This window comes from Dyadobacter sp. 32, from assembly GCF_902506755.1.
Classification (GTDB): Bacteria; Bacteroidota; Bacteroidia; order Cytophagales; family Spirosomataceae; genus Dyadobacter.
Genome location: NZ_LR735258.1, coordinates 300,883 through 315,721 on the forward strand (window position 1 = coordinate 300,883; position 14,839 = coordinate 315,721).

The 14,839-nt window shown below is 46.4% G+C and carries 10 protein-coding genes; 1 reads left to right on the forward strand and 9 read right to left on the reverse strand.

The window, feature by feature from the left end; all coding sequences use genetic code 11:
• Positions 1 to 373: 373 nt before the first annotated feature.
• Positions 374 to 1,111: a lysophospholipid acyltransferase family protein gene (locus tag DYADSP32_RS01205; protein WP_149244403.1), complete on the reverse strand. Its 738-nt coding sequence runs from the start codon at positions 1,109 to 1,111 to the stop codon at positions 374 to 376.
• 141 nt (positions 1,112 to 1,252) lie between these two features.
• On the opposite strand from DYADSP32_RS01205, the gene DYADSP32_RS01210 reads away from it, so the two are divergent.
• A complete protein-coding gene (locus tag DYADSP32_RS01210) occupies positions 1,253 to 2,236 on the forward strand; it encodes an acyl-ACP desaturase (RefSeq protein WP_149244402.1) in 984 nt (327 codons plus the stop codon).
• Between the two features lie 85 nt (positions 2,237 to 2,321).
• Here the strand turns inward: DYADSP32_RS01210 and DYADSP32_RS01215 are convergent, their stop codons facing one another.
• From DYADSP32_RS01215 to DYADSP32_RS01250, 8 genes are all read right to left on the reverse strand, one after another.
• The gene (locus DYADSP32_RS01215) at positions 2,322 to 3,320 is read right to left on the reverse strand and encodes a 2-hydroxyacid dehydrogenase (protein WP_149244401.1); all 999 of its coding nucleotides are present in this window, start codon (positions 3,318 to 3,320) and stop codon (positions 2,322 to 2,324) included.
• Between the two features lie 170 nt (positions 3,321 to 3,490).
• Positions 3,491 to 4,120, reverse strand: coding sequence for a carbonic anhydrase (locus DYADSP32_RS01220; RefSeq protein ID WP_149244400.1), 630 nt, complete (start codon positions 4,118 to 4,120; stop codon positions 3,491 to 3,493).
• 43 nt (positions 4,121 to 4,163) lie between these two features.
• Positions 4,164 to 4,613, reverse strand: a complete 450-nt coding sequence (locus DYADSP32_RS01225; RefSeq protein WP_149244399.1) for a (4Fe-4S)-binding protein — start codon at positions 4,611 to 4,613, stop codon at positions 4,164 to 4,166.
• Between the two features lie 355 nt (positions 4,614 to 4,968).
• Positions 4,969 to 7,347 (reverse strand): dienelactone hydrolase family protein, encoded by a 2,379-nt coding sequence (locus tag DYADSP32_RS01230; RefSeq protein ID WP_149244398.1) that lies wholly within the window; start codon positions 7,345 to 7,347, stop codon positions 4,969 to 4,971.
• A 237-nt stretch (positions 7,348 to 7,584) separates the two neighbouring features.
• Positions 7,585 to 9,102 carry a SusD/RagB family nutrient-binding outer membrane lipoprotein gene (locus DYADSP32_RS01235; RefSeq protein WP_149244397.1) on the reverse strand — a complete coding sequence of 506 codons (1,518 nt, stop codon included), beginning with the start codon at positions 9,100 to 9,102 and terminating at the stop codon, positions 7,585 to 7,587.
• A 17-nt stretch (positions 9,103 to 9,119) separates the two neighbouring features.
• Positions 9,120 to 12,263 (reverse strand): SusC/RagA family TonB-linked outer membrane protein, encoded by a 3,144-nt coding sequence (locus DYADSP32_RS01240; protein WP_149244396.1) that lies wholly within the window; start codon positions 12,261 to 12,263, stop codon positions 9,120 to 9,122.
• 577 nt (positions 12,264 to 12,840) lie between these two features.
• On the reverse strand, positions 12,841 to 13,830 hold the full coding sequence (locus tag DYADSP32_RS01245) for a polysaccharide lyase (protein WP_149244395.1): 990 nt from the start codon (positions 13,828 to 13,830) through the stop codon (positions 12,841 to 12,843).
• A gap of 99 nt (positions 13,831 to 13,929) precedes the next feature.
• Entirely contained in the window at positions 13,930 to 14,835 is a 906-nt protein-coding gene (locus DYADSP32_RS01250) for a hypothetical protein (RefSeq protein ID WP_149244394.1), read from the reverse strand.
• Positions 14,836 to 14,839 lie beyond the last annotated feature (4 nt).

Genomic DNA, 14,839 nt, shown 5'->3' on the forward strand with positions numbered 1-14,839 from the left:
AGAGGATAACTTTTGAGATAGGTTTAAAGGGCGGTTGTTAATGATTGTTAAGGATTTTAGAGGATCTATTTTGGGTGAATGATTGGCCACAAATTGCTTTGCGAGCGCCTGTGAAGGACTCAGGCGCTTGCTGGCCGGTGCCGATTAGGGGCGGGTAGCTCAGGGGCACCACCGGGTGACCCTATTGCTTTACACAGTTTGCTACTTAGGGAATGAGCAATTTTTAGCTACGATCATCGGCCTTTGCATGGAGCCGACGATAAAAGGAGATCAGTTTTTCACTGACCGGGGCCCAATGAGATGTTTAATGCCTTTGCCCGGTTTTACTTCTCTACGGCCCGTTAAAAAACATTGCGCAGCGCTCTTCTTCAACTCAATGAAACTTCAATTCTTTACGAATGGCTTCATGCGCTTCTGATAGTACATCGTCCAGGTTTTTTCCGGTTGGTTCAATGCCGGGTAACACTGTCCATGAAAGGTTAGTGAAGGATCTCAATGGGAATAAGCCTTTGGGATTCATTTTGCCGGTTCCGTTAATTGCTACCGGAACGATGAGGGCGTCGGGTGCCCGCTTCAACAAAGTTGCCACTCCACCAGGCTGAAAGGTCTTCATGTTTCCTGATGCGGTCCTCGTTCCTTCAGGGAAAATTACAGCGGCTGATTTTTCATCATGAATAAGCTTGCCAAGTCTGGCAATTTCGACAAGCGCCTTTTTCCCGTCCTTGCGGTCAATAATGGCGGCTTTACTCTTTCTGAGGTTGTAGGAAATGCTTGGTATGCCGTGTGCAAGTTCTATTTTTGAAACAAAACGAGGGTGATATTTTCTCAAAAACCAAAACAGTGCCGAAATATCGAACATACTCTGGTGATTGGCGATAAATATGATGGGACGATGGTCGGGTAACGGTTCTGATTGGCGGAAGGTGATGCTCGCTCCGGTGAGGTACAGTCCGAAGTTGAGTGAAAAATTAAGGTAGTCAACAGATTTCTTGTGAGCCTTTGGCCCGAAAATTTTATATGCAACCACCTGGATCACGTGGAAAACCAATAAAGTGACACCAAAATGAATTGCGTAAAGGAGGCTAAGCAGGTAATCGATTATTTTTTTCATTCCACAACTTTTTGCAAAAGTAATTTAAAAGTGGCTTGATTGCGAAAATTTGTGCTTCATGAAATGATGATCGTCATACAAAACTTACATTAATTTGCCGTACTTTGTCGGATAGTATTGCGCATTAAAATTAAATCAAGAATGGAAACCGCACTTTCAGCAGCACGACTTGAAGTGATGCAACATGTAGGCAAGGATCTGGATGGCCTGATGACCGAATACCTCAAACCGATTGAAGAGAATTGGCAGCCGACGGATTTTTTGCCTGATTCCAGCAAAGAGAATTTTTTTAGTGAGGTCAAATTGCTTCAGGAGAGCTGCCGGGATTTGCCCTATGATTACATTGCTGTACTCATTGGAGATACCATTACGGAGGAAGCACTTCCCACTTATGAATCGTGGTTGATGGATGTCATTGGCGTGGATCAGGTAGATAATCCTTCGGGATGGAGCAGATGGGTGAGAGCATGGACGGCGGAAGAAAATCGCCATGGGGACTTGCTAAATAAGTACTTATACCTGTCGGGACGGGTGGACATGCGTGCCATGGAAGTTTCCACACAGTTCCTGATCGCCGACGGTTTCGACATCGGCACAGGCCGGGATCCTTACCGCAACTTTATTTACACGTCGTTTCAGGAGCTTGCTACCAATGTATCTCACCGTCGTACGGCCACCCTTGCCAAGAAATTCGGGAATCCACATCTGTCCAAAATTTGCGGTGTCATTGCGTCCGACGAAATGCGCCATGCAAAAGCCTATAAGTCGTTTGTGAGCCGGATTCTGGCTGTAGATGCCTCAGAGCTTATGATTGCTCTAGAAGATATGATGAAGAAGAAAATCGTCATGCCCGCTCATTTTCTTAGAGAAAGCGGTGTGAAAATGGGGGATACTTTCTCTCATTTTTCGGATGCTGCACAGCGACTTGGCGTGTACACCACCATGGATTACATTGAGATACTGGAGTCTTTGCTGGCAGAGTGGGAGATAGGAGCTGTAAGAGATATCAACGAAAAGGCCGAAAAAGCCAGAGATTACCTGATGGCATTACCAGCCCGTTTAAGGCGTATTGCCGACAGAACACGGATTCCGGAATTGGAATACGAGTTCAGCTGGATCAAATGAGATAGAATTTTTCCAGAAAAAAGGGAAGTCAACTGCTTTACGGTTGGCTTCCCTTTTATGTATGTGGCAATATGCTTTATGTCCCTTACCTTGTATAACTTACCTTGTTTTTCAAAGTTGATCCATTTTCCACATCCGTAAGATTTTGCAATGTGATGTTGGCGATTTCTTCCAGAGCTTCTTTTGTGAAAAATCCCATGTGGCCGGTGATCAGCACATTGGGGAAAGATACGAGCCGTGCCATGACGTCGTCCTGCATGACGAGTTCTGATTGATCTTTGAAAAATAATCCGGCCTCCTGCTCATAAACATCGATTCCCAGGTACCCGATCCGGCCTTTCTTTAGACCTTCGATCGCATCGCGGGTATGGATAAGCCCGCCGCGACTGGTATTGATCAGCATCACACCTTTCTTCATTTTGCTGATACGCCTTGCGTCAATCAGATGCGCCGTATGCACGTTTAGCGGGCAGTGCAGTGAAATGATATCGCTGGTGTTCAAAACCGTGTCAATGGAGCTATACACCACCCCTTTGGCTTTTAAAGCATCACTTTCAGTAATGTCAAAGGCAATCACCTTGCAGCCAAAACCAAGCATGATCTCACAAAAGGAAGCACCGATCAGGCCGGTACCAATTACCCCCACTGTTTTGTTGTAAAGGTTAAACCCGGTAAGGTTTTCAATTGAAAAATTGCCTTCTCTTACCCGGTTGTACGCTCTGTGCGTCTTTCGGTTAAGGGTCAGGATCATGGCTACAGCATGCTCCGCTACGGATTGGGGTGAATATGCGGGCACCCGCACCACCGTCATGCCCGACTCGTCCGCCGCCTCCATGTCCACGTTGTTGAAACCAGCACATCGCAGAGCGGTAACTTTTACATTCATGGCCGTAAGACTTTCAATGGTCTGCCGGTCGACTACGTCGTTTACAAAAACACAAACAGCGTCGAAGCCTTGCGCAAGGTTTACAGTTTGCGCGGTGAGTTGTACCTCGAAATAGGAAATAGAATGTCTAATGAGCTCAGGACAGGCATTGAAATATTCTCTGTCATAACTTTTGGCACTAAAAAATGCGATTTTCATGGTATTGGTTTCCTGGGTTGAGCCAGGTTTACGGTTTGGGTTGGCCGATTACGAATAATGGAAGTGAATGCCTTCTGAATGCAGGCGGCCAACCTATAACGATTGGCCGCCGATGAGCACGAAGGACCGATAATCCCCGAGTCAAAATATCCTAAGAGCAGCCAACTTAGCTATAAACCCAGATTGTAAATTTCCCTGATGTCGGCAAGTATCTTGTTGAAGTCAATTTTCAGATCAATCAATTGCCCGGTATGAATGTCAAAAACCCATCCGTGTACCTTAAGTCCTCTGTCTGTATTGGCTTGCTGGACTGCTGCTGTCTTGATCAGGTTGACGCATTGTTCCTGCACATTGAGCTCAACCAGGCGATTGTAACGAGCTCCTTCGTCGGGAATGGCATTGAGTTCATCCTTATGCAGTCTGTAAACGTCACGGATATTTCGTAGCCAGGGATTCAGGATGCCCATATCGGCAGGTTGCATCGCTGCCTTCACACCGCCACAGTTATAGTGTCCGCACACCACCACATGATTTACTTTCAGGTGACGTACCGCGTAGTTTAGTACAGACATCACGTTCAGGTCAACATTATTGACCAGGTTGGCTATGTTGCGATGCACAAATGCTTCGCCGGGCTGTATGCCCATCAGGTCTTCTGCCGTAACCCGACTGTCGGAGCATCCAATGTATAGAAACTCCGGCGTCTGGCCTGTAGCTAAATTCTCGAAATAGTGGCTATCCGTCTCAAGTTTTGAGGCAATCCATTTTTTATTGTTTTCAAATACCTTTGTAATTTCCATTTTAAACTTAAGTTATGTGAGTTGTTTACTTGAATTGGAATATTTACCCTTTAAAATCGATGCCTACATGTGAGCCGTCGCAAAAAGGTTTGTTACCCGACCCACCACATCGGCAAAACGCCGTGACATTGGTTTTTTTGTTCATATTGCCTTCTTTGTCTTTCACTTTGATGTTTCCGTAAATCAGCAATGGTCCGTTGGGAAGGGCTTCTATAACTGTTTCAATCGTTGAGTCGACCTCGTTCATGGACGATGGGTTGACTTCCGTTTCATTCAAATGAAAGGTGAGCGCACCTGAAGGGCACTGTTTTATTTGTGCAATGATCCTTTCAGTGCCCGCACCTTCTGGCTTAATCCAAGGCCTTTCCTTGGGATTGAATACTTCTGGCAGGCTATTGTCTTTTCCCCAGCAAATCCGCGAATGGACACACATGGCAGGTTTCCACACGATGGTGACCTCGCCGTTGGTGTATTCCTTAATTACTTCATCCATGAACCTTCCCGATTTTAACTAGTTAACATCCGTTTTTCAAATAGGATTATTCCGAAAATTTACGAATTGTATATTAAAAGTTACTTTCTTCCGGAACCTTAATAAAACCGGAGAATCCATAAATATATAATATTCGGGATGTGTTTAAAATATTTGACCACGATTAAAACCGAGACACGATTAAAATGGCTTCGTTTTCAGGCCATTTGGGTGTGGTTACGATGGAAACTTTTGAGCAAAAACAGCATCGCGCCGGAAACGAATGGAATTGAAATAAAGGCGAAAGCCACATGTTTGCTCAGCCTCGCGGTGAGGTTGTGGTTCTGCAATGATCCGGGTGTATTCAGGCTATAAATTATTGCGCTTTTATCCATTCATAGATGGCTTCCTGGATCGGGACAGAAAACTGGTTGTCGATTTCCGGCTGCAAAAGATTGATCATCTGTTTGGAGTTGTAAAGATTATATACCTTCCTGGCGGCGTTAAAGGCGCTTTCAATGGGTATTGGAGGAGAATTGTAATCGTATTTGGGCGCTATGATCAGGGTAGGCCTTGGCGCGATGGCGGACAGCACCTCCTGAAAGTCAGTTGGAATTCTCTGCTCATTACCTTCAAAAAAGCCAAGACGCGGAAGTAAGCCATGCAGTTGATAATAGGCTTGAATACCTTCTGTGTTTGCATCTTTGCTTCGCATCGGCGAAAAACCTGCGACCGAAATTGTTCCTTTAATCCGACTGTCGAGCGCCGTGGCGAAAAGTCCCACTGTGCCTCCGAGCGCATAGCCCGCTGTGTAGATCTTGTTTTTTTCAATCATTTCGAGATTGGATAGTGCATCGGTTGCCGCCTTTACGTCTGCAATCATTTTGCCCATTTTGGACCAATGCGGGTATCGGTGATAAAATCGGGTTCCTTCTTCCATCCGGTTGCCAAACCCCAGCATGTCATAAGCAAAGACGGCATAGCCGAGTTTGGTAAGATTTTCGAAGAATGACTGTAGTGAATATTGATGATCGGTCGTAGAGAAGCCTTTGGAATAATCAAAGGGATGTAAATAGATGATCACGGGTACTTTTTCACCTGCCTTTACTTTATTTTGAGGGTAGTACAAGTTGCCATAGAGGTAATCACCGAAGCTCTTATATGGTGTAATACGCATCACCGCCATTTCAGCCGTGGCCATTGGGCGGGGCAGGAAGCTTCCGAAGTTGTCTTCTCCTGTGCCCTGATTGGTTAGGGCAACAGGACCGGGATTGCTCACAATCGCGGGCTCCTCGCCTGTAAGCCAGCTTATTGCATTTAGTATCCCCACCTTTTTTGTCTCCCATTCTAAAGTTGAATGAATAGGTTCTCCTGCCTTGTTGCTCAGAGGCTCATTTTGTTTTTGTTCTGGAAAAGTGAGCGGATTGATATTTTCTCCGGACAGCTTTCGCCATGCTCTGAAAGTGTAATCAAAGAGTAATTTGTTTTCGGGCTTCTGTTTGCTGCGCTTAAATAGGTAATCAAAGAAATCCATATAATCTTCGATATCACGGGCAGATGTTCCGTGAAAGCCATTTCGGTAGCGGATGGCTAACTGGTCGGGTGCTTTCAGAAACTGATAAACGGATTGTGCGGATTTGTAAGCCTGCTCCGCGCCCCAGGGGTTACTTGCCGACTCGGTTGCCGAAGTGCTGATCATCAAGCCCCGGGGAGCCATCAGGGCCATGTAAGTATTCTGGTCAACAGGAAGTTTGTTTTCATTGCCAATAAAAAACCGCAAACGCGGATGAAACCAGGCGGGTTGCGCCGAAGTCAACAGCGCAATGTCTTCAACAACATAGGGTGGGGTGGTATATCGCCAGGGGATTTCCGCACCTGAACCTCCGCTGCTGGAAACAACCGCTGAGATACGTTCGTCAAACGCTCCGGCAAGCATAGAAAGCTTCCCGTTCCGGGAATGTCCGGCAATCCCTATTTTTTTGTGATCAATAAAAGGTAATGTATACAAGTAATCAACGGCAACAAAAGAGCCGTAGGCACGGCGCATCAGTCGCGAAAAATCATGGGTGCCAGCCCATATCCGGGCATAATCCTCGGTGTCGTCTTTGGTGTCGGCATTGGCAAGTACACAGGCAACGTAACCGCGTTTCACGGCAATTTGGGCCCATTCCCGGTGATTCCATTGGGTCATGAATACGGGAAAGGGGCCTTTTCCAGGTGGAATCATCATTTCAATGTTGAGCTTTGCCTCTGATCTGGGTCCGAATTTTAAGAGAATATTTCGGAGTAATACTTGTCCGTCCGTTTTCTCACCTGTAATTTGGGAGGTCAGGTTGTCGGGTTGTTTGGGATATGTGCCGGAGATGTAGTATTGTATTTGTTCGCGCAATTGTGAGCGTTTGTTTTGCCAGTCTGCCGCTGTTTTTACAGGAACAAATTTGCCCTTCGTTTCCAAAACTAAAGGATCGGGTAGAAATGGCATTGATGGCATCAGGTCGAAATCCGGAGGGAGTTCACCTGTTCTGTTGAGCCAGTCGGTGAAGGTAGCGTCAAAGAACGATACCGGGCCGTTCGCCTTCCTGTCTGGAGGTAGCCTGGACAGGATTTTTTTTAGTGCTATTTTTCGCTTGGTGGAGTCTTCAAGCGTCGTAGCATAAGCTGATTGCCTGTCAGTGTTATCGGCTTTTCCTTGTGTAAACGTAAAAAATAGGAATAGAATCAGTGTGTGTAAACCAGCCAGTGGAAATCGGGTCATAGCGGATCATCTTTGGAGTGTCCATGGTAAAGCAGCTCACCTGGTTGGAAATACTTGTTGCACCCGGATTGTAAATGAATACACCGGCTGCGTCCCAATTGTTCGTAGCGGAAAGCGGAAAGTCCGAACAGGGGGAAGCCAGGGCCTGTAGTGCTGAAATAATCTCCGCTTAACCTGTTAACGGTCAGTGAGATTATTTCAGCAACTTTGGAGAATCAATTGTAAAAAAGGGCCGGTTTACATAGGAGGGAACACGCCTTGCTTGGGGTGAACATACGGTAATCCTGGTTTTTTATCCCACCATACTTTACTCACAAGTTCGTCTCCTCCCGAAAGTCCTTTGATGGCCTCTCTCAAGTTGGCTTCGTTTTTGGAGAATTCATCAATTGGGTAGGTCATTCTTCTTGGAATTTTACCACCTGTACTTCCTTGCATGGCACCCACCCAAATTCTGGGATACCCTGTTCGACGCCATTCGTTCCATGCCTCAAATACGTTCGGGTACAAGGCAATGTATTTTTGAGTCGCAATCTGCTCCATTTTTTGTTCTGTTGTTCCGGATAGAATTACCGGCGCAGACTTGATATAGTTAGGAGCGGCTGCAGCAATACCCACCTGAGCCATGGATAGTTCAATACCCTTTTGGTACATAGCCTCTGCGTTCTCTGTGGATAAGCCTGCCATCGCCGCTTCGGCACGGATCAGATATACTTCAGAACTGCTCATGACCACGATATCAGCAATTTCAGCTTTCAGCAAAGGTCCAATCTCTGCGGTATTCGTCCGGCTGTAATAACCCCGTTGAGCTACGCCGTCCAGCTGAATAGGGCGACCTTTGAATGCACTTGCCGTATCGGTGGCGGGGGTTGCATAAATGGGAAGCCGGGGGTCTTTTCTGGCCAGCATCACCTCCGACAAGGGGAAGCCGAATCGAATCGGATTCCCGGCTGCCTGTCCACGGGTGTAAACGGGGTTGACATTGGCTGCGGGTGTGGTACCTCCGGGGGGGAGTGTTTTCAGGATTGCATTCTGGGTGTTGTTTTCAATAAGCGGGAGTGCGATTGCTTCCTGTATGTGCTGCTTTGCCAGAACTGGATCCGCATAGTGAATGCGAAGGGCCATTCTTAGCCGCAGAGAGTTTGCGAACCGGCGCCATGAGTCAACCTTCCCTTTGAATAAAATATCAGGGTTGCCAAAGGATATCTGATCAGGAGAATCGCTTAGTGCAGCTGAGGCTTCCTTTAATTCTTTCAACAAATTTTGATAGATGCTTTGTTGGGACTCGTATTTTGGTTGATTTATTACACTGTATCTGTCCTTGGCAGCTTCTGAATAGGGAATATCTCCATAAGCATCCGTCATGATCTGGTATAAAAAGGCATTCCATATCCTCGCAATAGCCACTTGGTTGCTTTTTAAAGGATTGCCCGACACCAGCTTGATCAGCTCGTTCATGTTGACAATGTAACTACGGTAGTAACTGAACGGATTGGAACAGTCGCAGGGAAGAAAGAGGTCGCCGGTCTCCTCGTAGGACATGTACCCTGAAAACTCTTTCACCGCCCAGGGTGTGTTGGGCCCAAAATAATCAAATATTGAATTTTTGAGCGTCCAGGTGAGCAGCATCTCAGGTTTGAGATTGTCTGCATTCACGAGTGCAGGATCCTTGTTGATGTCCTCAAAATTATTTGTACAGGCATTCCCGAAGAAAAGCAGTACTGCACAAAGGGTAGTTTTAAAAAGATATTTTTTCATGTTTCTGTCTCAGATAATTATAGAGAAAATGAGAGGTTAAAACCGTAGGTTCTGGTGGAAGGTGAGGTATTGGCCTCAAATCCTTGAGCTGCCATGGAAGGCGAATAGGCGGATTCCGGTGTGATACCCATCGCTTTCATCTGCGGATCGCGTTTGAGATACGCCAGGTTTCGGCCAACCACCGACAACTTCATGCTCCGGAATGGTGTCTTTTTGAGAAAGGCCGGTCTGAAAGAGTAGCCGAAGGTCATTTCTCTTAGCGATATGTAACTGGCATCCAATACAAATTCCTCACCTACATTGCCCCAGAATCTTTGTGCATAATACTGTTCCGGTAAAAGAACAACATCACTTTGTTTGAAGGATCCATCTGCCTGGGCAATTACACCATCGTTGATCAGGTTTTCCCGATTTTCGGTGAACACACCGGTTCCTTTGCCCATCTGCTGCGCCTTGGTAAAGGAAAATACGTTCCCACCCTGACGAATATCAAGCAGCGCACTCAGTGTGAGTCCCTTGAAAGAAAATGTATTGGTGAGGCCGCCAAGAAAATCGGGCTGAATATTGCCGAGTACGACCCTTTCTGCCGACCGCTGAACCACCCCGTTGCTACCCAGCAGCAAGCGCCCGTCGTCTGTGCGCAGATAGGGGAAGCCTACAATATTGCCATATGCTTCGCCCACTCTTGCTTCAATGTATGCGTTGGCCGTGGTGGATTCCATTACATAGGAGGTGATGTTTGGGGCAAGTGACACCACTCTGGATCTGTTACGCGACAAGTTCAGATTGACATCCCATTTGAAGCTTTTGCCTTGAAAAAGTGAACCGTTTACCATGAGTTCAAGTCCCTGGTTGCGTATTTCTCCTGCGTTGATAACCCTTGTGCTGTAACCCGTGGCCATGGACACCTGAACGGGCAGGATCTGGTTTTTTGTGGATTGTGAATAATATGTAAAATCTACACCCAGGCGGTTCTTGAAGAAACGCAACTCTGTTCCGGCTTCAAAACCAGTTGTTAATTCATTCTTCAACGTTGACAGAGGCACTCTGCTCTGCACGGTGGCGTAGGGGAGTCCTGCGCCATAACCCACGGTGTTTAGTGCATAGCCACCCACGGTCTGGTACGGAGATGCATCATTTCCGGCTTGAGCCAGAGATAAGCGCACCTTTCCAAACGAAAGGTAGGGATTGCTGCGAATATTGAGCGCTTCTGTAAAGACAAAGCTGGTAGCAACGGAAGGATAGAAAAAGGAATTGTTGTTTAATCCCAAAGTTGATGACCAGTCGTTACGGCCCGTTACATCTAAAAAGAGATAATCTTTATAGCCCAAATTTCCTGTAAAATAAACAGAGTTCATCTGCTTTTTAGAAATTGAATTCCTTGCCGTAACCAGCTGCGCGTTGCTGATGTGGTAGAAATAGGGGATGTTCAGATTCTGTCCCGAATAACCCACCACTTCCTGCTTCCGGTTCAAATGATTGGCGCCGAGGGAAAGAGAACCGGTAAAGTCGGTAGACAGTTTTCCGGAAGCTGTAAGAAGGGCGTCAATGTTCTCTTCCTTCACGGTCCACTTGGCGTTACCAACGGTTCCTGGCAAGCTGGCTGCAACGGGAGTTCCCGTGCCTTCCCGCTCAAAACGTTCGTCCGTATAGAAATCGGTTCCTGCTCTTCCCTGGATACTGAGCCAGCTTGTAAGCTTGTAACGTGCCATCAGCATACCGATTACCCGGTCCCTGGTATCCTCATTCTGAAATTCGTTAACGATCCAATAGGGATTGTAAGGGACACCATTCTTCCAGTTGGCTGCGGAGCCGTCGGCCTTTTTGTAATCTTTCAGCCAGTTCAGGTCTACAAAACGAGGAACAAGTACAAGGCTATAGTTCGGATTTTTGAGTGCCACACCGTTCATTTGCCGGTTGTTGGCTTTTTGCTTCACATAGTTCACCTTGCCTTCCACATACAATTTGTCGGTAATGTTGGAAGTTGCTCTCAAATTTATAGTCTGTCTTTCGAATTTATTATTCGGTAGAATCCCCGTGTTTCGCATATCTGACACAGAGGCCCTAAAAGTGGAGTTGTCGCCTCCACCAGAAATGGAAACCGTATTCGTAAATGTTTTTCCCGTATTATAAAAGTCTCTCAGGTTATCTGCCGGCTGTGCGGAATAGGCCTTTGGGCCCCATTCGGGCATGTGGGCGTACATGATCATCTGCCCGTCAAGAGGGCCTCCGAAAAAGTCTCCGTTCCCTGTCTGCGCAGGATAGCTTACCCCATTGAAGGTTGCTGTGCCGAAGCTGTTGGAGCCTCCGTATCCTACGCCCCACTTGCTTTGCATGGTCGGGATAACGTTAATCTTTTCGATAACGGCATTGGAATTAAATTCCAGGCCGATTCCTTTTCGGCCTTTGCCGCTTTTGGTCGTAATCAAAATCACACCATTTGCTCCTCTGGCACCATACAAAGATGCGCCTGCCGGTCCTTTAAGTACCGACATGGATTCAATATCATCCGGGTTGATGTTGTTGATCCCATCGCCATAGTCACGTCCGCCTCCTAAGCCCGCGCGATCAAGGGTTTGGTTATCAATAGGAACACCATCAACGACATACAAAGGCTGGTTTTCGCCAGCCAAGGAGCTCCCGCCACGTATCACCACGAAGGATGAGCTCCCCGCACCTCCGGTGGTAGGGTTTACGTGTACACCTGCAACCTTGCCCTTCAGAGAGTTGGCGATGTTAGCTTCCCGCGCCTCTGTTGCGGTCGTCAGATCTACCGGCTGAATGGAGTAGCCAAGTGCTTTTTTGTCTCTTTCAATGTTGAGAGCAGTAACCACCACCTCACCCAGCACGGTTGCATCTTCTTTCAGCACAATGTCGATTACGCCACGGTTGTTTACGGGAAGTTCCTGCGTTTTGTAGCCTATAAATGAAACCACAAGAATTCCATTTCCATTGGGTGCGGAAATCGTAAAGGTGCCATCCTCGTTGGTCAGCGAGCCTATGGAAGTACCTTTGATCATCACAGAAGCGCCAGGTACGGTTTCACTTTCTTTTTCAGATGTGATCTTCCCCCGGATGTTATGCTGGGCATAGCCGAACTCTGCCATGCAGAGGTTGCCGAGCATAATGAACAATAATCTGAGTAGTAATTTCTGTTTCATTCAGTTATGAGTTAAGTATTGAGAAATAGTAAAAGGGTTATTGCTGGATTGGATGGAATTCAAAATAACATAGGCAAAATCGGTATAATGGTGAAGCGGGTCTGACGACTCTTGTTATACGTTTTTCTGTTTGCGTAATCTGCCAGGCGATGAGCCGTAAGGGCGTCATGCCAAGCCTCAACTTTCCGTTGTTTCCTAATGGTAGCAGGATCTGCTGGAGTGTAGTTGTTCGGTTCTTCACTCAAAATTTACGACCCTGGCTCTGCTATCTGCTGTTCTGTTGTGTGGTTCCCTGGACGGGTTTATTGCAAAAAAAACACGTTGCCTGGTTATTGCTTTTAATTCGAAACAAATTTATATATGTTATCTTTCATTTCAAAACATTTTAAACAAATTAAATTATTTTTCCTTTCGTTTTGTATCTACTATTATGGAAATATACAGGTAATGATCGCAAAATGGATTCGAAACCTTTAATTTTGCGCAGAATAACTAGGGAAATGAAAGGCAGGGATGGTCTCTTGGTTAGCGGACGTAGCGTTGAGCTGAATTCTTGAGTGGCCAGGCGTGTCCGTTATTATTGGCTGATCGGACCGATTCTTTTTTTAGCAATCACAACATTACTGTACTGGACGAAATTGTTGTAGCCTTTCGGGCTTTTGGTGTCGTAGAACTCAAATTTGATGTTGTTGATTCTCAGGTCGGGATTGCTGGCTCCCCTCCACATAAATCCTTCAAAAGGAGTGCCAACCGACGAGTGAGTATATTTTCCTGCATTCCATTTGCCCTTGGGGCTTCCGGGTTTCCAATGGCCCATTTCTTCGCCATCCTGCCACACACGAAATTCTCCGTCGGATAGTCCTGGTGTATTCAGCCTTACCATCAACTCTACGCACATCCATTTTCCAAATTCCAGATTTCGTGATTTTCCGCTGTTTGTGATTAGATAATTCCCGTAACAAATGTCACCCTGGACGTTAGAGGCGCTCATTTGTGGCCAGTAAATGTAGGTTTCCATCTGGCCGTTGTCGGTGACGGGCTCGTATGATAAATTGAAGTTTGTAGCTACATTACACTTTCCGGCGCGTCCGATCGGGTAGGAGGAAGGTGGGTCATAGCCGCCGATCCTTACGCTGATGTGGCTAAATTTGCTCCTCGACACCTCGGGATATTTGACATAGTACCTCAGATAAACATCACCATCGAAACCCTGGTCAAATTTTTTGTATAAATGACCGCCGTCGGTAGCTCCATTGTTGTTCGAAATGACAATGGATTTGCCCTGGGTGTTTCCCGGAGGTACATCGTCAACGAGCGACATGTGACTGCCGTTTTTAACATCATTGTATCGCTGGAGGACATTGTTTAATGCAGTGTCAAATTTTTCAACGAAAAGAACATCCGGGTCATTTTCAATACCGGAGTCGTTCTGGTAGCGGCTCGAAATTAATTCGCGGTTATCAGGATCTGATTTAAGCGTATCCTCTTTTGAAGAACAACTTACAATGGCAATGAAAAAACAAAATCCAATGACCAGCGATTTTAGAATGAGGTTCGAAAGATTCATGACATTTTGATTTGGTGTAGATTTTCTCTGGATATAACTAAAAAATCGGAGTGAGGCGAGTGTGTAAAATTGGTTCAGGTCTATTGGGGTCCCTGATGACTATTTACCACAGGAACATCCAATTCGCTTGGTGGAAATCACGATATTGTCCAGGTAGCGCTCCTGATCCTGAACGGACCCTTTGTTCCAGTAATTTTCGAAAAACACCGCGTTGATCTTCATATTATTGGCGTCGCTGTTCCAGTTGCCGTGCCAGTTCATGCCCGTTGTATTGCCCTGCAGTTTGTCGTTGATCCAAAATTCAAATAGTCCATCATTTTTCCCGGGCGTGTTCAGTTTCATGTGTCCCTCAATACAAAACCATTCACCGGCTGTGGCATCGCTGTATACGTCTGTTGTACCTACTTTCTTGCCCAGGTTCCATCTGAGCTTGTCAAAATCGTTGTACTTCGTTGTGACCAGGTTGCCCTGCTCGTCGATTCCGCTTGCGGGATCCATCACGATGTAATTTCCGGCCGACCACAGGTGGCCTATCGCTCCCTGCGCCCAGCCACTATTTGCCATCACAGTAGCCCTGGATAGCTTGTCTCCGCCTCCTCCTTTCCAGCCTTCCTGGCGTTTCAGGTCTACCCGCCAGTAAATCTCATCAAAGTCTTTTTCAGGTGATGCTGCGTTTTTACTGATGTAATCACCGGGGGTTCTTCCAATCGACTTGCGAAGTGCACCAACATCCACATCGCCTTTTCTGAATATTACCTTCATTCCTCGACTGTCAGCCTGGCCCACTTTTTCGGCCAAAATGAACCGCCCGCCTGCATCATTATATTCGAAATATTTTTCCTTCAATGGTATGTTGTTTTCGAAGTCATCACAAAAGAGTGTGCCTTCGGGGGCGGATGCGCAGGTGAAGCAACTTCCATTTCCGGGATTGACAAAACCCGTATTTTTATCACTTCCTGAGCAGGAAATCAGAATGATCAAAATTCCAAGGGAGTTACGAATCATATAG